This is a genomic window from Amaricoccus sp. W119, from assembly GCF_047275745.1.
Lineage (GTDB): Bacteria > Pseudomonadota > Alphaproteobacteria > Rhodobacterales > Rhodobacteraceae > Amaricoccus.
The window spans coordinates 1-19217 of the sequence record NZ_JBKQWU010000043.1 but is presented as its reverse complement, the minus strand read 5'-3'; the positions used below and the strand labels follow the sequence as shown (position 1 = coordinate 19217).

Sequence of the window (19217 nt, the reverse complement as noted above, 5' to 3'; positions counted from 1 at the left end):
GTGCTCCTCAGACCGTCACGCTTTTCGGCCGGCGCCAGTCATACCAGGCGCCTATGATCATCTGCGTCACGTAGACGGCGGTGAAGATCGAGCAGAGGATGCCGAGGCCGAGCGTGACGGCGAAGCCCCGAACCGGGCCGGAGCCCATGATGTAGAGAATGACGGCGACGATCAGCGTCGTGAGGTTCGCGTCCATGATCGTGGCGAAGGCGCGCTCGAAGCCGAGGCCGATCGCCCGCGCCGGGCCGCGCGCCGTACGCATCTCCTCGCGGATGCGCTCGAAGATCAGCACGTTCGCATCGACCGCCATGCCGATCGTCAGCACGATACCGGCGATGCCGGGCATGGTCAGCGTCGCGCCGATGATCGCCATCAGCGCGAAGATCAGCACGATGTTGAGGATGAGGGCCACATTGGCGAAGAGCCCGAAAAGCCCGTAGGTCACCGTCATATAGAGAGCGACGGCGGCCAGCGCGACGAGGCCCGCGAGCATGCCCGCGTTGACGGAATCCTGCCCCAGTTCCGGCCCGATGGTGCGCTGCTCCAGAACCGTGATCTCCGCGGGCAAGGCGCCCGCGCGGAGCAGAACTGCCAACTGCTGCGCATCCTCGACGGTAAATGCCCCGGAGATGATGCCGTTGCCGCCGGCGATATGGCTCTGGATCGTCGGCGCCGAGATCACCTGGTTGTCGAGCACGATCGCGAAGGGCTGCCCGATGTGGGCGGCCGTGTAGTCGCCGAAGGCCCGCCCGCCCGCGGGGTTGAACCGGAAGGTCACCGCCGGCAGGCCGTTCTGATCGTAGGAGGGCTGGCTGTCCACCAGCTGCTCGCCGGTGACGACCGAGCGGCGTTCAAGGATGTAGTAGACGCCCGGCTGGTCCATCGCCGGCAACAGCATGTTGTCGAGGCCGGGACTCGCATTCGGGTCGGAGGTCTGGTTGACCACCGGATGGAAGGAGAGGCGCGCGGTCTTGCCGATGATCTGCAGCAGTTCCTCGGCCGAGCCGATGCCCGGCACCTGCACGAGAATGCGATCGGCGCCCTGGCGCTGGATCGAGGGTTCGCGGGTACCCGTCTCGTCCACGCGCCGGCGGATGATCTCGAGGCTCTGCTGCATCGTGCGCTCGTCGACCGCCTGTTTCTCGGCCTCGCTCAGCGTCACGATGATCTGATCGCCCTCGGCGCGGGCTTCGTATTCGCGGCTGCCGGCCCCGGTCAGGGAAAAGACCGGCTGCGCCGAGTCGCGCACCGCCTGGAGCGCCGCTTCCATGCCCCCCGGGGTCGAGATCCGGATCCGCAACTCGTCGGCGGTGCCGGTCAGCCGGCGCACCGTGCCCACCTGGTCGCGGATGTCGCGAAGCCGGTCGCGCAGTTCCGGCCAGAGGCCTTCGAGCCGTTCGGCATGCACGTCCTGAGTCCGGACCTCGACCAGCACATGCGCCCCGCCCCGCAGGTCGAGGCCGAGATTCACCAGCTCATGCGGCATCCATCTCGGCCATTCCCCGCGCTGGGCCGCGAGCTCCGGCGTCTCGGGCGCGCCGCGCTCGATCGCTGTGACCGCGTCGTTGGAAAGCTCGACGCGGGAGTAGAACAGGTTCGGCAGGGCGATCACCGTCCCGATCACGCAGATCGCGATGATGATCAGACGCTTCCACAGCGGAAATTGCAGCATTCGGTCGATCCCTGGGACCGCTCCCGGACGGGTCCGGGAGCGCGGCGGCTCACGCCTCGGCGGGTACGGTCTTGCTCAGCACCTGGGTGATGGTCGAGCGGACGACCCGGACCTTGACGTTCGGCGCCAGTTCCACCTCGACCTCGGTGTCGCTGACCTTGACGACCTTGCCGATCAGACCGCCGGCCGTCACCACCTGATCACCGCGGCGCAGCGCCTCGATCATCGCTCGGTGTTCCTTCACCTTCTTCTGCTGCGGCCGGATCATGAGGAAATACATGATCAGGAAGATCAGGACGATCGGCGCGAAGCTGATCAGGCTGCTGGCGGCCCCTCCGGGCGCCGCCGCTTGCGCGAACGCGGGCGTTGCAAACATCGGTCATTCCCCATCTTGTGCGGGTGCTCCGGCCTTCGCCCCGGCCCCGGCTGGAATTGCGCGCGGACACTATCCGCGGCCCCGCGGAATGGCAAGCGGAGGCGGGGCGGCACGTTCCCCTCGCCCCTTCCCGTTCCCGGCCCCCGCGCGCCCCGTTGCACCGCGGTATCAGCTCCGCGGCATCTCGACCGGGTACGCGGGAAGCGATTGAGGGCTGCCCCATCCGGTGCTACGGGTCACCGGTCACGCCACCGATAGTCATGGCGGACGGTCCCGATCAGGCGGGAAGGCGGGCGAGCGGCGCCCTTCGCGGGGTGCGAGACGGCGGCGCGGTGAAACACGCCCGTTTCGAGCGAGGTAGTTGCAGAATGTCCAATTTATACGACAAGGCCGACCTTTCGGATCTCACCGTCGCGTCCCGGCGGAACAACGGGTCGGAGAACAACGACAAGGGCGGCGAGCGGTCCGATCATTACGTCAGGCTGACCGCGAACAGCTACGGCTCGAACGACGGCTCGGTCTGGGACCAGCCCGACGCCGAAGGCGGTGCGAACGACCCGCGGGCGATCAGCCAGCAGGTCCTCGCAACCTCCGAGAACCGTCCCGCGCACGAAGGCGTGAACGAGTTCTTCCAGTTCTTCGGCCAGATGATCACCCATGACATCGCCGGATCGCGCGCCGGAACCTCCGAACAGGTCGCGGGGCTCGATCCCCATGTCTTCGGCGGCAGCTTCGCCCGCGACGCCTTCGTGCTCTCGGACGAATCGCCGCTCAACGCCAATGTCCGCGAGCAGATCGGCAACCAGACCACCTTCATGGACCTCTCCCAGGTCTATGGCCCTTCCGATTCGATCAACGCGCTGCTGCGCGCCCCGGATTCGGCGCGGCTCGTCACCCATGAGAAGGGGCTGATGCCGCATGCCGCCGATATCGCGCAGGCGCATGGCATCACCGAGGCCGAAGCGGCGGATGGCACGCTCGGCGCGCTCGACTTCGGTCAGGGTCCGGTCGGTTTCGTCGGAGGCGACGGGCGGATCAACCAGCAGGCGCAGTTGCTCGCGCACCAGACGCTGTTCCTGCGTAACCACAACTGGCATGTCGAGAAGCTCGAAGACCTCCACCCCGACTGGAGCACCGAGGAGGTCTACCAGGCTGCCCGCGCGCTCAACGAGGCGGAATTCCAGCACGTGGTCTATGACGAGTATCTCACCAAGCTCGTCGGCGCGGATGCGCTCAGCGGATACTCGGGCTTCGACGCCGCGGCCGATCCGCGCATCATCAACGAATGGACCACCGTCGCCTTCCGCTTCGGCCATGACCAGGCCAGCGCCTCGGACGCGAAGCTGAACGAGCGCGGCACGGGAACCAGCGTCTCGCTCGGGGACAATTTCACCAAGTCCTTCCTCGGAGGCGAGGGCATCACCACCACCTCCGACATGGACCGCTGGGTCCGGGGCGAGCTCGCCCAGGCGGCGCAGGAGATCGACGGCAAGGTCAGCGACGGCGTACGCAACGAGCTCTTCGGTCTCGGCTTCGACCTCGCCGCGATCGATATCGCGCGCGGCGACGACCATGGGGTCGGTGACTACAACGCCCTCCGCGCGGGACTGGGCCTTGCGACCTATGCGAGCCTGGACGCCTTCGCTCGCGCGAACGACGTCGATTCCGGGACGCTCGCGGCGCTGAAATCCGTCTACGGCGACGACATCTCGGAACTGGACTCGATCGTCGGCGTGCTGCTTGAAAAGGAAGCGCGGGGCTCGATGCTCGGCGAGACCGCGACGATCCTGACGGTGGCGCAGTTCGAGAACACCCGGGACGCGGACCGGTTCTGGTACGAGGAGCGCTTCGCCGACCATCCCGAACTGATCGAGGCGATCGCGGAGACGAGCTTCGCCGAGATCGTCGCCCGCAACACCGGCATCAAGTATCTCTACCGCGACGCCTTCGCCGCCGCCGACCGGATCGGCGGCACGTCGAAGGCCAATGACCTCGACGGGTCCGAAGCGCTCGACCTCATCATCGGCTTTGGCGGGAACGACAAGCTGCAGGGCCGCGCCGGGGCGGACGACATCTATGGCGGCGCGGGCGCGGATGTGCTGCGCGGCGACGGCGGGCACGACCTGCTGAAGGGCGGCGGCGGCACGGACACGCTGCGCGGTGGCACCCACGGCGACGAGCTCGACGGCGGCGGTGGCGGCGACCTCCTGTTCGGCGATGCCGGCCGCGACACCTTCGTCTTCGCGGACGGTGGCTACGACCACATTCGCGACTTCACCTGGAACGAGCGCATCGACCTTTCCGAATATTCGCAGTTCTCCTCGATGAAGGATGTCCGGGAAGCCATGCTCGATCGCGGCGACAACGCCGTCATCCGGCTCGAGGACGGGGCGGTCATCATCGACGATCATTCCATCGACAATCTGCATGGGCGGAACTTCATCCTCGGCGATCACATCGACATCGCCTGACCGGCCGCCACATCGGTGCCCTCGACATGGGCGACGATCCGCATAGGATCGCCGCCCATGTCCGCTGTCTCCTATTTCGCCTACGGGTCCAACATGCTGACGGAGCGGCTCCGGGCGCGCGTCGGCTCGGCGCGCCCGATCGGCGCCGCCTGGCTGCCCGGCATGGCGCTCGGCTTCGCCAAGCGCGGCCGCGATCTCTCCGGCAAGGCGATGATCGCCCCAGGAACGGAGACCGCGCATCCGCTCCATGGCGTGCTGTTCGAGATCGACGCGGGCGAGATCGCCGTCCTCGACCGGTTCGAAGGACCGGGCTATGCGCGCGAGACGCTGAGGGTCACGGCCGGAGGCGCCTCGCGCGCCGCGCAGGTCTATGTCCCGAGGCCCGGCCACCTCGACCCGGCGCTACGCCCCTTCGACTGGTACCTCGACCTCATCCTCGCGGGCGCACGGCAGCATGCCCTGCCGCCCACGTGGATCGCGACGCTCGCCGCCACCGCCCGCCTGCCCGATCCTGTGCGCGACCGGCCGACGCGCGCGGAGGCGCTGCGTCTGCTCGCGGGCACCACGGGCGCGACGGGCCGCTGACCGGCCGTCCCCAGAGGGCGATCTCAGAGATCGATCTCAGGGGGGCGATCCCAGGGGGTTGATCTCAGGGGGTCGATCTCAGGGGGTCGATCTCGGCGGGCCAGCGTCGCGCGTAGCCCGTGATGATCAGGAGCACGTCCGAACCCGGCGCGACCGGCTGCAGGTCGCGGATGAGGCGGAGCGTCAACTGGTCGATCTCCCCGGCCGTGACGGGCCGCCCGGGGTCATAATAGACCGTGACGAGATAGCCCCGGCCGATCTTCGTCACCGACAGGTCCCGGAGGGTCCCGCCATCCTCGGCCAGCGCCGGTCGCAGGGCGCGCCGCGCGCTCGCGATACGGCCGGGCGGCGCGGTCACCCCGGCGAGTTCGCCGAGTCCGGCGCGGAGCCCGCTGAAATACTGTCCGATCACGGTGAGGCAGAGGAAGATCACGATGATCGAATCCCCGACCGGCGCGATCGGCGCGAGCGGCCCGTCGCTCAGCAGATGGATCGCCGTCAGCCCGATGCCCGAGGCCCCGGTGATCACGCCATCGAAGGCCGAGGCGCGACTCTCGAGCCGCAGGATGTCGCTCGACCGGCCGCTCCTGATCCAGGCGCGGCGGTGCGACCACCAGAGCACGACGCATGTCGCGCCGACCACGACGAAGTAGAGCACCATCGGCCCGAAGTTCAGCGGCTCGGGCATCACCCCGGTCATGTAGCGGTAGATGTTCTGGGCCGCGGCGGTGATGGCGAAGATCACCAGTCCCAGGAGCGACAGAGACCGGAAGGTGACGAAGATCGACTCGTCCGCCGCGTAGCCGAAGGGACGGAAGCGGTCGGGACCCGCGGTGACCTTGCGGCTGATCCGACGCCCGAGCAGCGCCGATACGAAGCCTATGAACGAGAAGAGACCATCCATCATGATGGCGTTGGAATTCGAAAGGAGTCCCGCCAGCACGCCCGCCGCCGCCATGAAGAGATTGCCATACATGGCAATGGTCAGGGACCGGCCTTCGAGCCGCCGGTTCATCGCCGCGTCCGTTCCCGCCATGATCCCCGTCCCTCGCTGACCGGTCCACACCTACTGACGGCGCGAAGTCGAGGCAAGCGCGGCATGGTGACGAGAAAGCGGCCACGAAATAGGGGCGCCCGAAGGCGCCCCCGAAATCTGGCCGGATGGCCCGGGATTACATCATCCCGTCCATGCCGCCCATGCCGCCCATGCCGCCCGGCATGCCACCGGCCGCGCCCTTCGGCTCCGGCTTCTCGGCGATCATCGCCTCGGTGGTGATGAGCAGGCCGGCGACCGAGGCCGCGTCCTGCAGCGCGGTGCGGACGACCTTCGCCGGGTCGATCACGCCGTACTTGAACATGTCGCCGTATTCCTCGGTCTGGGCGTTGAAGCCATAGGCCGCGTCCGAGGATTCGATGACCTTGCCCGCGACGACCGCGCCGTCGACGCCGGCGTTCTCGGCGATCTGGCGCAGCGGCGCCTGAAGCGCGCGACGGACGATCGCGATACCGGCGTTCTGGTCCGGGTTCTCGCCGGTCATGCCTTCGAGCTTCTTCGAGGCCTGGACGAGGGCGACACCGCCGCCGACGACGACGCCTTCCTGAACCGCGGCGCGGGTGGCGTTGAGCGCGTCATCGACGCGGTCCTTGCGCTCCTTCACCTCGACCTCGGAAGCACCGCCGACGCGGATGACTGCGACGCCGCCCGCGAGCTTCGCGAGACGCTCCTGCAGCTTCTCCTTGTCGTAGTCCGAGGTGGTTTCCTCGATCTGCTGACGGATCTGTGCGACGCGCGCCTCGATCTCGGCCTTTTCGCCGGTGCCGTCGACGATCGTGGTCTCGTCCTTGGTGATGGCGATCTTGCGGGCCTTGCCGAGCATGTCGAGGCCGACATTCTCGAGCTTCATGCCGAGGTCTTCCGAGATCACCTGGCCGCCGGTCAGGATCGCGATGTCCTGCAGCATGGCCTTGCGGCGATCACCGAAGCCCGGCGCCTTGACGGCGGCGATCTTCAGGCCACCGCGCAGCTTGTTCACGACGAGGGTCGCGAGCGCTTCGCCGTCCACGTCCTCGGCGATGATCAGGAGCGGCTTGCCCGACTGGATCACCGCTTCGAGCAGCGGAACCATCGGCTGCAGCGAGGAGAGCTTCTTCTCGTGCAGCAGGATGAGCGCGTCCTCGAGCTCGGCGATCATCTTGTCGGCGTTGGTGATGAAGTACGGCGAGAGATAGCCGCGGTCGAACTGCATGCCCTCGACGACCTCGGTCTCGGTCTCGAAGCCCTTGTTCTCCTCGACGGTGATGACACCCTCGTTGCCGACCTTCTGCATCGCGTCCGCGATCTGGCGGCCGATCTCGGTCTCGCCATTGGCGGAGATGGTGCCGACCTGGGCGACTTCGTCGGAACCGGAGACGGTGCGGGCCTGGGCCTTGATCGCCTCGACGACGCTGGAGACGGCGAGGTCGATGCCGCGCTTCAGATCCATCGGGTTCATGCCGGCGGCGACGGACTTCATGCCCTCGCGCACGATCGCCTGGGCGAGAACGGTGGCGGTGGTGGTGCCGTCTCCGGCCTCGTCATTGGTGCGCGAAGCGACTTCGCGGACCATCTGGGCGCCCATGTTCTCGAACTTGTCCTCAAGCTCGATTTCCTTGGCGACGGTGACGCCGTCCTTGGTGATGCGCGGCGCGCCGAAGGACTTGTCGATGACGACGTTGCGGCCCTTGGGGCCCAGCGTCACCTTCACGGCGTCGGCGAGGATGTCGACACCCTTCAGCATCCGGTTGCGGGCGTCGGTGTTGAACTTAACCTGTTTCGCGGCCATGCGGCTGCTCCTTGTCTATCTGGAAATGGCTCGGGGCGCGGAGAGATCAGGCGGCCTTCGCCGAGGACGAGCCCGACGAGATGATGCCGAGGATGTCGCTTTCCTTCATGATCAGAAGGTCTTCGCCATCGATCTTGACCTCGGTCCCGGACCACTTGCCGAAGAGGACGCGGTCGCCGGCCTTCACGGCCATCGGGATGAGCTCGCCCGAATCCTTGCGGGCACCCTCGCCAACGGCGACGATCTCGCCCTCGGACGGCTTTTCCTTCGCGGAATCGGGGATGATCAGGCCGCCCTTGGTCTTCTCGTCGCCTTCGATGCGCTTGACGAGAACACGGTCGTGCAGGGGGGTGAATTGCATGGAAGTCGCTCCTTCGAGTCTGCGTTCCAAAACCTGTTGCGATGACGTATGAAGGCCGCCTGGGACTTGCCGGGACGGCCTGTTAGCACTTGCCATCGAAGAGTGCTAACCGCGCCGCATACCTAGGAGCCGACGCCCCGACCTGTCAAGGGTCATGCAAGGCGGTTTTTTGGTGGAACGTGGTCGAAGAAGGCCGAGGGGCGGACGAGACGCCCGCCCCGACGCCTCGAAGCCATCGCTTCGAGGCTCATCACTTTCACGGGTCGCCGCCTCAAAGCATGAAGCTGTCCTCGCTCCAGCCGAAATCGGCGGCGTCGGCCACGCGGATGACGAGGCGCTGACCCGAGACGGTCTCGGCGGTCACGATGGCATCGTCGCCGCTCTCGCGGACCCAGAGATAGCCCGCCCCGGTCTGGCTCGCGCCGCCATAGGTGAAGGCCTGATCGCCCGGGCCACCGCCGGCGTCGATGCGCGACACGTCTATCCGGTCCTCGGCGCCGAAGTTCATGATCGAGTCGCGCGCCGACGCGGTGCTGTCGGTGATCGCGACGAACTCGAAATAGTCGAGCCCGTCGCCGCCCCAGCTCCGATCCGCCCCCGCGCCGCCGCGAAGCTGATTGCCGTCGCCACCGATGACCCGAAGCTGATCCGCGCCCGAGCCGCCGTTGAGCAGGCTGCGGTCCAGACCGTCGGCCAGCGATTCGACCACTTCGCCCCGGAGGATGTCGTTGCCCGACCCACCGACGAGCCGGTTCTCCGCCACGCCGCTCTGGCTGAAGTAGGAGGGGTCGAGCAGTTCCATGACCGCGCTCAGATAGTCGGCGCCGGAGCCTCCTTCGAGCCGGTTGACCGCGTCGGGGCTGTCGCCATAGGCGCGGGTCTGGGCATAGAGCCGGTCGCCGCCCGCGCCTCCGATGAGCCGCACGTCGGCGATCGGCGAGTACTCGGTCCTGAGCTCCGCGTTCGACCGCAGCACATCCGAGCCGCTTCCGCCCTCCAGCCGGATCGTCACGTCGGGGCTGCCGGTCATCGAGGCGAAGGACGATGCGACCAGCGTGTCGTCGCCGCTCCCGCCCGTCGCGGAGAGCGTCGCGTCGAACCAGCCCAGGTAGCTTCCCCCGGTATCGGACCCGAGCCGGATGACATCGTCGCCCGCCCCTCCGGAGGCGGAGAGATCATGGGACCGCGCGCCATAATCGGCGAGCCCCAGGTTCGTCGCGTTCGCAATGATCCGGTCCGCGCCGGCGCCGCCCGAAAGCACCGCCGACATGTCGGCCTGGATCGCGGACATGTCGAGGGACAACATGTCATGACCGTCGCCCCCGGACATCTCGGCCCGCATATCGGACGAGATGTCCGGGTCAATCTCGCCATTGACCGTCGGCAGACCGAAGGTCAGCGCCACGTCGAGCTGATCGTCACCGGCTCCGCCGCTCTGGAATGCTTCGATGTCGGTGTCGTCATCCCAAAGGAAGTCGGGAAAGTCGAACCGTGTCAGGAGCCAGTCGTCGCCCGCGCTTCCGAGCAGCCGCGTGAAATTGTGGCCGCTTTCGATCTGGTCGTGGCCGCCAAGGCCGTCGATCGTCTGTCCATCGCTCGTCGTGTAGAGAAAATCGTCTCCATCGGTCGGAATATTCGGCATGGGAACCCCTTTCCCAAAAAGGATTTCGATCTCGCCCACCGATGTCCCACAGCCGGGCGCGCCACCCGATCGGCCCTCACACCGATCGATGGGACCTCTTGTATTGGGCCGGTCGGCATGAACTGCCGGCGGGTGACCGGCCAGGCCCGCCGCCAGACGTCGAAGGGTGGACGAGTGCTCGGCGGACGCCCGATCATGCGACTTCGCGCGAAACCGTGGACGAGGCACCACCCCCGCCCAACGCGTCAGCCTTCAGTCCCCGCAAAATATCAACGGGAATCGCGGTCGGCCTCGCAAAGAAAGCCGACAGAATTGTCCATCGCATTCAATGAGACCGGCCCACCCAACACGGTCACGTATGGTGATCCATAAGTAGCATTACCTGCTGAGTCGCGCGAGCCATTTCGCGTTGCGCGATTACCCGGATTCGGGATATTCCCCGGCGCCGCGCCGCGGGCGGCGCCCGGCCGGTTCACAGGATGAAGTCGCCCGCCCCCAGTCATGATCGGCCGCGCCGGCCACGCGCAGCACCAGCCGCGCGCCGGCCTGCGCCTGGGCGAAGACGATCGCGTCGGCGCCGCTCTCGACGACCCGGAGATCCCCGGCTCCGCCGCTCGCGCCAGTGAAGTCGAAGGCCTGGTTCCCGCCGGCGGACCCCGCGTCGATGCGCGACACGTCGATCCGGTCCTCGGCGCCGAAGTTCATGATCGAGTCGCGCGCCGAGGCGGTGCTGTCCGAGATCGCGACGAGCTCGAAATAGTCCAGCCAGTCGTCACCGGTATTCCCGAAGACACGGGCGGAATTTCCGTGCGTGCGGATATAGTCGTCAGGGACCGGTCCGGGCGGCCGGTGGACCGGTCAGGCCCCGCCGCCGCGCATCAAGGGGTGGAGATCAGGCCTGGAGTCCAACGCCCTCCAGACGAACCCGCGCCGAGGCACAACTCCGCCCGATGGTACCAACCACCAACGGCCACCCGAAGGCGAGCGGCCTGGCCGACGTCATGAAGAAGGGGGAAAGAATTCGTTCTCTCTCTATGGACGACCGCCCACCCAGGAACGGTCCGGATACTATCGTCAATAAGTAACACCACCCGATGAGTCGCGCGATCATTTCACATGCCGCGGCGCCATCTTCGTCACCTGCGCAGATCCGAGGCGGTCCCTCGCGACCCGATGGAGAGTCCGGCTAGCCCGCGCCGCTGCCTCGCTCGTGCTGTTCGAGGCGCGGGTTGGGCGGGTTCCAGCTCAGCTGCTCCTGCAGCCAGACCTCGGCGCTGGGCGGGAACAGCTCCGGGTCGTCGAGCGTCGACAGGGTGACGTCGATCGTGTCGGCGTTGTTCTGGTAGGTCAGCGTCGCACCGCAAGCCCCGCAGAAGCCCCGCTTCACGCCGGGCGAGGATTCGTAGATCGCAGGCGCGCCCCGATCCACCCTGAAGGCGCCGATTTCCGCGGTCAGCCATCCGACGCTCTCGCTTCCGGAGGTGCGCCGACAGGATTCGCAGTGGCAGATCTCGCTGAACAACGGCTCAGCGTGCAGACTGTAGCGGATCGCGTTGCAATGGCATCCGCCCCTGACCGGATAGGTAATCATGAAGCCGCCTCCTTCGCCGCGGTCGCGAACGTTCTTGCCCAGACGTTCCCGGCCTCGGACCCCTGTTCAAACCCAACGGCTTTGCACGCCGGGGCATGATCAGGTATCGCGGGCGGGAACGGCCGCGCCGTCGAACCTATCGCCTCGGGAAAGCGAGACAACCATGACCCAGATCATCAAATCCGTCGACGAGATCGCCGACCGCTACCAGGTGCTCTACTGCGATCTCTGGGGGTGCCTCCACAACGGGGTCAGGGTCTATCCGGAAGCGGCCGAGGCGATGGCCCGGTTCCGGGCGGGCGGCGGCGCGGTGGTGCTCCTGACCAACTCCCCCCGCCCCGCGGCGCAGGTCGCCGCGCAGCTGCGCCAGCTCGGCACGCCGGACGGAACCTATGATGTGATCGTCTCCTCCGGCGACGCGGCGCAGCACGCGCTGGCGAGCGGCGGTTTCGGCAAGCGCGTCTACCATATCGGCCCGGAGCGCGACCTGCCCTTCTTCACCGATGCGAACGGCGTCCCGCTCGACGTCGAACTCGTGCCGCTCGAGGAAGCCGAGAGCATCGTCTGCACGGGCCTCTTCGACGACCGGACCGAGACGCCGGAGGATTACCGCGCGACGATCCTCTACGGGAAGACCAAGGGGTTGAAGCTTCTCTGCGCCAATCCCGATGTCATCGTCGATGTCGGCGACCGCCGGATCTACTGCGCCGGGGCGATCGCCCAGGCCTATTCGGAGGCGGGCGGCGAGAGCTTCTATTTTGGCAAACCCTATCCGCCGATCTACGCGCTGGCCCGGCGCAAACTCATCGAGGTGGGCGCGGATGACGTACCCTCCGAAGGCATTCTCTGCATCGGCGACGGGCTGCCCACCGACATTCAGGGCGCGATGGGCGAGGATCTCGATTCGCTCTTCATCACCGGCGGCCTCGTGGCGGAGCAGACCGACACCACGCCCGAGTCCGGGCCGAACCCCGAGAAGCTCGAAGCCGTCCTGCGCGCGGCGCGGCTCTCGCCGCTCTACGCCATGGCGCTTCTTCGCTGACCTCGCCGGGCGGTTCCGAACCGCGCGAACGGAAAGACCCGCGTGGCGGCCCGAGCGTGACCCGGTGCCGCGCTTGCCCCGAGACCCGCCTGATGCTAAGGCCGACCAGTTCCAGCGAAGGGCGGACCCAGATGAAACGCGCCAGCTCGGGAGACCTTCACGCTTCCTTCACCTTCGGATCCTGGACGCTGACGGCGCTCCGTGACGGCTACGTCGACATGCCGACCAGCCGACTGAGACAGCCGGGCGACCGGGTGTTCGGCGACGACCTGCCGCCACAGGTGGAACTGGTCGAGGGCGTCCTGCGGCTTTCCGTCAACGCCTTCGCCTTCGACGATGGCGAGGCGGTGACGTTGATCGACACCGGTTCGTCCAATGCGTGGGAGCCGAGCATGGGAAGGCTTCCCGAGGCGCTGCGCGAAGCGGGTATCGATCCCGGCCGCGTCCGGACGGTCGCCGTCACCCACACCCACCTCGATCACGTCAACGGCCTCGTCCTGCCGGACGGCGACGATGCCTTCCCGAACCTGTCCCGGCTGCTCGTCCCGGCGAAGGAGCTCGACATGTTCCGCGCCGAGGCGCGGCTTATGCGCTTCCATGACCTGGCCGAGCCGTTCGAGCCGGGCCAGCTCGCCGATGGCATCGAGGCCATGGAAGCGGCGGGGCACGAGATCGGCCACACCTGCTTCCGCGTCACGAACGGCGGCGACACGGTGCTGGTGTGGGGCGACGTCATCCACGTGCCCTCGCTGCAGTTCGAGCGGCCGGAGATCACCTGGGAATACGACAGCGACCAGGACCGCGCGCGGGAGACCCGCCGGCGGCTTCTCGACCTCGCCTGCGACGCCGGGCACCACGTCGCCGGCGCCCATCTGGATTTCCCCGGGATCGGTCGCGTCGCCCGCGCGCTGGACGGCTACCGTTTCGAGGCGATCTAGCGACCGGGATCATTCGAGGTCCGAGGCCCCGCTTCCGCCCTGCGGACACCTCGGATCTCCGGACCTCGGTCACGGGTTGCGCGGGTGCGTCGACGCGCCCTCCGGCAGCGCGATCCAGTCGATCTTCTGTTCGCACCAGATATGAACCGCGGGCTCGAAGGCTTCCGGGTCGTCGAGCGTGCCGGCCTTGATGAACTCGACTCCTTCATAGGCCGGCCCTTCCGAGCGGAAATGCGTCCCGCACCGGGAGCAGAAATGCCGGTTGAAAGGCTTGCCGCTCGCGCCCGTCTCGTCGACATAGGTCGCGATCGTGTCGCCGGTAACGGTCACCGACCCCGCGGGCATGCCGAGGTTGAAACTGTGCGTCGAGCCGGAGTTCTTCCGGCAGTTCTCGCAATAGCAGTTCACGACCATCAACGGATCGGTGTCGCTCGTGTAACGAACGCTCCCGCACAGGCAGCCGCCTTCGATCTTCGCCATCCTTCTCCCCCTTCATCCGGCCTGATCGTTCCGGCCGTTCACCTCGGCCCAGCTTCACCCCCGGTCCCGCGCCCGAGACGCGCCCGGGACCTTCCGTCGGTTCGCCAGACCGACCAGCGCGGATGCTAGTCGCCGCGGCGGTACGCCGGCAAGGAGGAAGTCGCCTACGCCTCCTGGTAGGGCAGCGCCGCGTAATCGGCGGCGTAGATCTCGCGGATCCGCGCGCGGGTCGCGTCGGTGAGCAGCGCCTCCTTGGGCGGAAAGGCGCCGTGCTCCGCGCGCCAGGCGGCGATCTCGGCGGTCGGCGCGGCGTTGAGCGGCGGCCGGTCGCCCCATGACAGTTTCGCCGAGGGCGCGGCCTGAAGCCTGGCCCCGAAAATGTCGAGATGCGCGCCGCCGACCCGGTCGCCGATCGCCGCGAAGTCCTCGGCGATGTGCTCGAGCCGCACCCAGGCGTCGATCCTGTGCCCTTCAAGGACATAGGTCTGCCGGCGCCAGTGCGGATTGCAGTTCTCGTCATCGACCGCCGCGAGATAATCGAGAAAGCGGTCGAAGGTGATGTCGCCGTTCGTGCCCGCCTGATCCACGACCGAGCGCACCCAGGGGCGGTCGCGGTCCTCGCCGCAGAACTTGTCGAGATAGGCGCTGACCAGCCTCGGCGCCGGATCGCGCACGACGGCGAACCGGAAGAACCCTTCGGTCGCGCCCGAAAGCAGCGCGCGGACGCAGTAGGATTTCCGGTAGGCGTTCGTCGCCAGCCGCAGCGCCTCCGAATCCCGCAACGCCTCGCCCCGGGGCGTCCACTTGCGCCCCCGCATCAGATGCCGCGCCGCGAAGCCGGGACCGAAGGCGGCGGCGAGGCGGACCGGATTGCGCTCCAGCCCGGCCAGATCGAGATTGGTGAAGAACCACCGCTTCAGCGTCGTGCCGCCGCATTTCGCATTGGTGAACAGCACGAAGCGGTGCACCGGATCGACCATCGGTTCGGGACTTCTGACAGTGTTCATCGCGGTTCCTGACGCAGACTTGCCTCGTGCTTCCCGGCTCGTACCGGTTTTGGCCCTCCGTATCACCTGGGCCTCGCGGATATCCAGAGGGCAGCGCGGCCGCCGAGCCGACGCGAAACAAAGTTACGACCTATGGTGGGATGTTCATCACAATCTTTCGCAGGCATATTGCAGTTGCGTGCCGTCCAAGGTAGTTTGCTGCAACGCAGCGAAAATGCGGCGGCGCACCATGGGTGGAGACAATGATGTTGGATACGCGCGAGCATAACCTGCCGGTTGGCACGATCTGCGTCGAAGACCTCGAAATCGGGATGACGCGCTCACTCGCCAAGACGATCACGGATCGGGAGATCGAGCTGTTCGCCGAGGTCTCCTCCGACCGCAATCCGGTGCATCTCGACGATGCCTATGCGCAGGACACGATCTTCGAGGGTCGGATCGCGCATGGCATGCTGACCGCGGGCCTGATCTCGGCGGTGATCGGCGAACAGCTTCCGGGCCATGGTACGGTCTATCTCGGCCAGACGCTGCGCTTCATGGCGCCGGTCCGGCCGGGTGACCGCGTGGAGGCCGAGGTTACCGTGCTGACGATCGACCACGCCAAGCGGCGGGTCACGCTTGATTGCAAATGCCGTGTGGGCGATACGGTCGTGCTGAAGGGTGAGGCGACCGTCCTGGCGCCGAGCCGCAAGTTCGACTGACGGATCTCCGCCCGGACCCGCGCCGGCGGGTCCGGCGAAGGGGACCATGCGACGACATTCGGAATACGCCGGCCTGGCGCCGGAAGACCGCGGCGCCGCCGCCGCGATCGGCAATTTCGACGGACTGCATCTCGGGCATCAATCCGTCCTGGCGCTGGCGCGCGCNCGACATTCGGAATACGCCGGCCTGGCGCCGGAAGACCGCGGCGCCGCCGCCGCGATCGGCAATTTCGACGGACTGCATCTCGGGCATCAATCCGTCCTGGCGCTGGCGCGCGCGGCGGCCGCGCGGCTCGGCGTGTCCTTCGGGGCCATCACCTTCGAGCCGCATCCTCGCGCCTTCTTCGCCCCGGACGCGCCGCCGTTCCGGATCATGAACGCCGAGGCCCGCGCGCACCGGATGGAAAAGCTCGGCGTGGAGCAGCTTTACGAGTTGCGCTTCGACGCCGCGCTCGCGGGGCTGGAGGCGGAGGAGTTCATCACCCGCGTCCTGCGCGACGGCCTCGGCCTCCGGCATCTCGTCGCCGGCGCCGATTTCCGCTTCGGGCGCCGCCGGCGCGGCGATGTAGAGATGCTCCGCGCGCTCGGACCCGCCGCCGGCTTCGGAGTGACGATCGCACCCCTCGTCTGCGACGAACAGGGCGACTTCTCCTCCTCCGCGATCCGCGAGGCGCTCGCCGAGGGCCGGCCGGACGACGCGGCGCGCATCCTTGGCCACTGGCACCGGATCGAAGGCGCGGTCGTGCATGGCGACAAGCGGGGCCGGGATTTCGGCTTTCCGACCGCGAACATCTGGCTCGAGCCGCTGAACCTGCCGCGCTTCGGCGTCTACGCCGCGACGGTCGACGTGCTGACCGGGCCGTACCGGGGTCGCTATCCCGCCGCCGTCTCGCTCGGGGTGCGGCCGATGTTCGACGGCAAGCGCCCGAATCTCGAAGCCTTCCTTCTCGATTTCTCCGGCGACCTCTACGGGGCGGAACTGTCGGTGGGGCTCGTCGCCTATCTGCGGCCCGAGCTGAAATTCGACAGCCTGGACGCGCTCGTCGCGCAGATGCGCGCGGATGTCGAGGACGCCCGCGCGCATCTGGCGGCGGCGGGCCAGCCGCTGACGCCGGTTCCGATCCCGCGGTGACGGACGCCATGCGTCTCGAAACCCCGAGACTGCGCGTTCGTCCCTGGGAGGCGCGCGATCTGGAGCCTTTCGCCGCGCTCAACGCCGATCCCGAGGTCATGCGCTACTTCCCCAGGCTGATGAACCGGGCCGAGAGCGACGTGCTGGTCGGGCGTATCCTCGAGCGGACGGAGCGGAACGGCTTCGGCTTCTCCGTCGCCGAGCGGCTGTCCGATGGCGTCTTCCTCGGCATGGTCGGTGTCTCGCGGGTGGAATTGCCCGGGACGGTCGTGGACGGGATGGTGGAGGCCGGGTGGCGCCTCGCCCGCGCCGCCTGGGGTCAGGGCTATGCGACCGAAGGCGCGGCGGCGGCGATCTCGCATGCCTTCGCGACGCTCGACCTCCCGGAGATCGTCGCCTTCACCGCCGTTCCGAACCTGCCGTCGCAGGCCGTGATGCGGCGTCTCGGGATGCGGCGGGCGGAGCAGCTCGATTTCGACCATCCCGCGATCCCCGAGGGCAGCCCACTCCGGCGCCATGTCAGCTTCACGCTCGCCCGGGCGGACTGGACGGCGCACCCATGAGGATCGAGACCGCGCGGCTGATCCTGCGGCCGTTCCTCGCCCGGGACGAGGATCATTTCATGGCGCTCTTCGCCGATCCGGCGCTGGCCGGCGACCCGCTCGCCGCGCTGTCGCGCGAGGATTGCCGGGCGCTCTTCGAATTCTACCTCGCCTGCTGGCAGGAGGAAGACCTCGCCTATGGCGCGATCGAACGCCGGGGGGATGGCGCCTTCCTCGGGATATCGGGCCTCGCGATCCTGCGCGAGCCGCCGCTTTGCGAGATCGGCTGGGCGCTCTTTCCCCGCTACCAGCGCCAGGGCTACGCGGCGGAGGCGGCGCGCGGCTGGCTCGACTACGGTTTCGGCACGCTCGGGCTCGACCGCGTCGTCGCACTGACCCGGAAGGGCAATCCGCGTTCGGTGCGGGTGATGGAGCGGCTCGCCTTCGAGATCGATCCGGCCTTCGTCCATCCGGATGGCAAGCCGTCCGCGGACCGGCTCGCCTTCGCGATGACCGCCGCCCGCTGGCGCGCCCTGCCCGCGCGGGCGGCTTCATGAGCGGAAACGCTCTTCCGAAGCACCCCGATCCGGCCCATGCTCGCACCATGAAGACACGCCGCCATGCCACGAAGGGCGATCCGATCGATCGCTCCAACCTGCGCCCCGAATTCTGGCGCCGCTTTCCACTGGAGGAATTGCCGCGGCACGAATGGGAGGCGCTCTGCGACGGCTGCGGCAAATGCTGCCTGCTGAAGCTCGAGGACGACGAGACGGGCGAGATCGCCTATACGTCCGTTGCCTGCCGCCTGCTCGACCTCGGCACCTGCCGCTGCGGCAATTATGCGCTGCGCAAGCAACTTGTCCCGGGCTGCGTGGTGATGGATCGCGACAGTCTCGAACGGATCATCGACTGGATGCCGCGGACCTGCGCCTACCGGCTGATCCATGACGGCCACGACCTCTACGACTGGCACCCGCTGATCTCGGGCGATCCCGATTCGGTGCACCGCGCCGGGGTGTCGCTCAAGGGGCGGATGACCGCCGAATACGACGTCGACGAGGATGACCTCGAAGACTTCATCATCGAGGATCAGTGCTGATGTGGTTCACCTCCGACAATGCCGGGCCCGCGCATCCGGCGGTGCTCGACGCGGTGGCTCGCGCGAACGAGGAGTTCACGCCCGGCTATGGCGCGGAAGCGGCGATGGAGCGGGTAACGGCGCGGGTGCGCGGCATCTTCGCCGCGCCCGAGGCTGCCGTTCATCTGGTGGGCACCGGAACGGCCGCGAACGCGCTCGCCCTCGCCTGCCTCGTCCGGCCCTGGGAGACCATCTTCTGCCATTACCAGGCGCATATCGAGGAGGATGAATGCGCGGCGCCCGAATTCTTCTCCGACGGGGCGAAGCTCACGGTCCTGCCGGGCGAGCACGGGCGGATCGACCCGGAGGCGCTCGGCGCCGCGATCCCGGCGCGCGCCGGTGTTCATAACGTCGCGGCCGGCGCGCTCAGCCTCACCAATGTGACCGAGGCCGGAACGGTCTACGCGCCCGAGGCGATGCGCGAACTGACCGGCCTCGCGCGCGCCGCCGGAATGCCCTGCCACCTGGACGGGGCGCGGTTCGCGAACGCGGTCGCCGCGCTCGGCTGCGCGCCGGCGGATCTCGCGCAACGCGCCGGCATCGACGTGCTCTCCCTGGGCGGTACCAAGAACGGATGCCTCGGCGTGGAGGCAGTGATCTTCTTCGACCCCGCGCGCGCGGTCGAGTTCGAGCGCCGGCGCAAGCGCGGCGGGCACCTCTTCTCGAAGCACCGCTTTCTCTCGGCCCAGATGGAAGCCTATCTCGAAGGCGATCTCT

The 19217-nt window shown here is 67.8% G+C and carries 20 protein-coding genes; 10 read left to right on the top strand and 10 right to left on the bottom strand.

The features are described 5' to 3' along the window. Positions 1-7: 7 nt before the first annotated feature. Together secD and yajC are read right to left on the bottom strand one after the other, a co-directional pair. Positions 8-1672, bottom strand: coding sequence for a protein translocase subunit SecD (secD, locus tag ACLJK8_RS16840; protein WP_413151508.1), 1665 nt, complete (start codon positions 1670-1672; stop codon positions 8-10). Positions 1673-1721: 49 nt separating this feature from the next. After that, positions 1722-2048, bottom strand: coding sequence for a preprotein translocase subunit YajC (gene yajC, locus ACLJK8_RS16835; protein ID WP_413151507.1), 327 nt, complete (start codon positions 2046-2048; stop codon positions 1722-1724). A gap of 368 nt (positions 2049-2416) precedes the next feature. Here yajC and ACLJK8_RS16830 point away from each other — a divergent pair, with 368 nt between their 5' ends. Together ACLJK8_RS16830 and ACLJK8_RS16825 are read left to right on the top strand one after the other, a co-directional pair. Further along, positions 2417-4519, top strand: a complete 2103-nt coding sequence (locus ACLJK8_RS16830; protein ID WP_413151506.1) for a peroxidase family protein — start codon at positions 2417-2419, stop codon at positions 4517-4519. A 57-nt stretch (positions 4520-4576) separates the two neighbouring features. Then, positions 4577-5104: a gamma-glutamylcyclotransferase family protein gene (locus ACLJK8_RS16825; protein ID WP_413151505.1), complete on the top strand. Its 528-nt coding sequence runs from the start codon at positions 4577-4579 to the stop codon at positions 5102-5104. Positions 5105-5168: 64 nt separating this feature from the next. Here ACLJK8_RS16825 and ACLJK8_RS16820 read toward each other — a convergent pair whose 3' ends face one another. The 6 genes from ACLJK8_RS16820 to ACLJK8_RS16795 form a co-directional block, all read right to left on the bottom strand. Then, positions 5169-6140, bottom strand: a complete 972-nt coding sequence (locus tag ACLJK8_RS16820) for a cation transporter (protein WP_413151504.1) — start codon at positions 6138-6140, stop codon at positions 5169-5171. Between the two features lie 136 nt (positions 6141-6276). Next, positions 6277-7926: a chaperonin GroEL gene (gene groL, locus ACLJK8_RS16815; RefSeq protein WP_413151503.1), complete on the bottom strand. Its 1650-nt coding sequence runs from the start codon at positions 7924-7926 to the stop codon at positions 6277-6279. 46 nt (positions 7927-7972) lie between these two features. Next, entirely contained in the window at positions 7973-8287 is a 315-nt protein-coding gene (gene groES / locus ACLJK8_RS16810) for a co-chaperone GroES (protein ID WP_413151502.1), read from the bottom strand. Positions 8288-8558: 271 nt separating this feature from the next. Further along, on the bottom strand, positions 8559-9929 hold the full coding sequence (locus ACLJK8_RS16805) for a M10 family metallopeptidase C-terminal domain-containing protein (RefSeq protein WP_413151501.1): 1371 nt from the start codon (positions 9927-9929) through the stop codon (positions 8559-8561). 417 nt (positions 9930-10346) lie between these two features. Continuing rightward, complete coding sequence (locus tag ACLJK8_RS16800; RefSeq protein WP_413151500.1) at positions 10347-10634, bottom strand: hypothetical protein; 288 nt, start codon at positions 10632-10634, stop codon at positions 10347-10349. Between the two features lie 481 nt (positions 10635-11115). Further along, a complete protein-coding gene (locus ACLJK8_RS16795; protein WP_413151499.1) occupies positions 11116-11520 on the bottom strand; it encodes a GFA family protein in 405 nt (134 codons plus the stop codon). 163 nt (positions 11521-11683) lie between these two features. Here ACLJK8_RS16795 and ACLJK8_RS16790 point away from each other — a divergent pair, with 163 nt between their 5' ends. Both ACLJK8_RS16790 and ACLJK8_RS16785 read left to right on the top strand, forming a co-directional pair. Continuing rightward, positions 11684-12562: a TIGR01459 family HAD-type hydrolase gene (locus ACLJK8_RS16790; RefSeq protein ID WP_413151498.1), complete on the top strand. Its 879-nt coding sequence runs from the start codon at positions 11684-11686 to the stop codon at positions 12560-12562. 131 nt (positions 12563-12693) lie between these two features. After that, positions 12694-13500 (top strand): MBL fold metallo-hydrolase, encoded by an 807-nt coding sequence (locus tag ACLJK8_RS16785; RefSeq protein WP_413151497.1) that lies wholly within the window; start codon positions 12694-12696, stop codon positions 13498-13500. 69 nt (positions 13501-13569) lie between these two features. On the opposite strand, the gene ACLJK8_RS16780 is transcribed toward ACLJK8_RS16785, so the two are convergent. Both ACLJK8_RS16780 and ACLJK8_RS16775 read right to left on the bottom strand, forming a co-directional pair. Next, a complete protein-coding gene (locus ACLJK8_RS16780; RefSeq protein WP_413151496.1) occupies positions 13570-13980 on the bottom strand; it encodes a GFA family protein in 411 nt (136 codons plus the stop codon). A 164-nt stretch (positions 13981-14144) separates the two neighbouring features. Next, on the bottom strand, positions 14145-14987 hold the full coding sequence (locus tag ACLJK8_RS16775; RefSeq protein ID WP_413151495.1) for a sulfotransferase family 2 domain-containing protein: 843 nt from the start codon (positions 14985-14987) through the stop codon (positions 14145-14147). 245 nt (positions 14988-15232) lie between these two features. On the opposite strand from ACLJK8_RS16775, the gene ACLJK8_RS16770 reads away from it, so the two are divergent. The 6 genes from ACLJK8_RS16770 to ACLJK8_RS16745 form a co-directional block, all read left to right on the top strand. After that, the gene (locus ACLJK8_RS16770) at positions 15233-15688 is read left to right on the top strand and encodes a MaoC family dehydratase (protein ID WP_413151494.1); all 456 of its coding nucleotides are present in this window, start codon (positions 15233-15235) and stop codon (positions 15686-15688) included. Between the two features lie 46 nt (positions 15689-15734). Continuing rightward, the gene (locus ACLJK8_RS16765) at positions 15735-16820 is read left to right on the top strand and encodes a bifunctional riboflavin kinase/FAD synthetase (RefSeq protein ID WP_413151493.1); all 1086 of its coding nucleotides are present in this window, start codon (positions 15735-15737) and stop codon (positions 16818-16820) included. Positions 16821-16828: 8 nt separating this feature from the next. Beyond that, positions 16829-17383: a GNAT family N-acetyltransferase gene (locus tag ACLJK8_RS16760; protein WP_413151492.1), complete on the top strand. Its 555-nt coding sequence runs from the start codon at positions 16829-16831 to the stop codon at positions 17381-17383. Then, entirely contained in the window at positions 17380-17919 is a 540-nt protein-coding gene (locus ACLJK8_RS16755; RefSeq protein ID WP_413151491.1) for a GNAT family N-acetyltransferase, read from the top strand. Before ACLJK8_RS16760 ends, ACLJK8_RS16755 begins: the two co-directional genes overlap by 4 nt. A 47-nt stretch (positions 17920-17966) precedes the next feature. Next, positions 17967-18461 (top strand): YcgN family cysteine cluster protein, encoded by a 495-nt coding sequence (locus ACLJK8_RS16750; RefSeq protein WP_413151520.1) that lies wholly within the window; start codon positions 17967-17969, stop codon positions 18459-18461. Next, positions 18461-19217, top strand: a 757-nt coding sequence (locus tag ACLJK8_RS16745; RefSeq protein WP_413151490.1) for a threonine aldolase family protein, incomplete at its 3' end; no start/stop codon positions are given. The genes ACLJK8_RS16750 and ACLJK8_RS16745, both read left to right, overlap by 1 nt.

Bases quoted from the DNA above. Each gene is read 5' to 3' on its own strand.
- ACLJK8_RS16830 (WP_413151506.1), top strand. From the start codon at position 2,417: ATGTCCAATTTATACGACAAGGCCGACCTTTCGGATCTCACCGTCGCG.
- secD (WP_413151508.1), bottom strand. From the start codon at position 1,672: ATGCTGCAATTTCCGCTGTGGAAGCGTCTGATCATCATCGCGATCTGC.
- yajC (WP_413151507.1), bottom strand. From the start codon at position 2,048: ATGTTTGCAACGCCCGCGTTCGCGCAAGCGGCGGCGCCCGGAGGGGCC.
- ACLJK8_RS16825 (WP_413151505.1), top strand. From the start codon at position 4,577: ATGTCCGCTGTCTCCTATTTCGCCTACGGGTCCAACATGCTGACGGAG.
- ACLJK8_RS16755 (WP_413151491.1), top strand. From the start codon at position 17,380: ATGAGGATCGAGACCGCGCGGCTGATCCTGCGGCCGTTCCTCGCCCGG.
- ACLJK8_RS16770 (WP_413151494.1), top strand. From the start codon at position 15,233: ATGTTGGATACGCGCGAGCATAACCTGCCGGTTGGCACGATCTGCGTC.
- ACLJK8_RS16785 (WP_413151497.1), top strand. From the start codon at position 12,694: ATGAAACGCGCCAGCTCGGGAGACCTTCACGCTTCCTTCACCTTCGGA.
- ACLJK8_RS16775 (WP_413151495.1), bottom strand. From the start codon at position 14,987: ATGAACACTGTCAGAAGTCCCGAACCGATGGTCGATCCGGTGCACCGC.
- ACLJK8_RS16820 (WP_413151504.1), bottom strand. From the start codon at position 6,140: ATGGCGGGAACGGACGCGGCGATGAACCGGCGGCTCGAAGGCCGGTCC.
- groL (WP_413151503.1), bottom strand. From the start codon at position 7,926: ATGGCCGCGAAACAGGTTAAGTTCAACACCGACGCCCGCAACCGGATG.
- ACLJK8_RS16750 (WP_413151520.1), top strand. From the start codon at position 17,967: ATGAAGACACGCCGCCATGCCACGAAGGGCGATCCGATCGATCGCTCC.
- ACLJK8_RS16790 (WP_413151498.1), top strand. From the start codon at position 11,684: ATGACCCAGATCATCAAATCCGTCGACGAGATCGCCGACCGCTACCAG.
- ACLJK8_RS16800 (WP_413151500.1), bottom strand. From the start codon at position 10,634: ATGAACTTCGGCGCCGAGGACCGGATCGACGTGTCGCGCATCGACGCG.
- ACLJK8_RS16760 (WP_413151492.1), top strand. From the start codon at position 16,829: ATGCGTCTCGAAACCCCGAGACTGCGCGTTCGTCCCTGGGAGGCGCGC.
- ACLJK8_RS16795 (WP_413151499.1), bottom strand. From the start codon at position 11,520: ATGATTACCTATCCGGTCAGGGGCGGATGCCATTGCAACGCGATCCGC.
- ACLJK8_RS16805 (WP_413151501.1), bottom strand. From the start codon at position 9,929: ATGCCGAATATTCCGACCGATGGAGACGATTTTCTCTACACGACGAGC.
- groES (WP_413151502.1), bottom strand. From the start codon at position 8,287: ATGCAATTCACCCCCCTGCACGACCGTGTTCTCGTCAAGCGCATCGAA.
- ACLJK8_RS16780 (WP_413151496.1), bottom strand. From the start codon at position 13,980: ATGGCGAAGATCGAAGGCGGCTGCCTGTGCGGGAGCGTTCGTTACACG.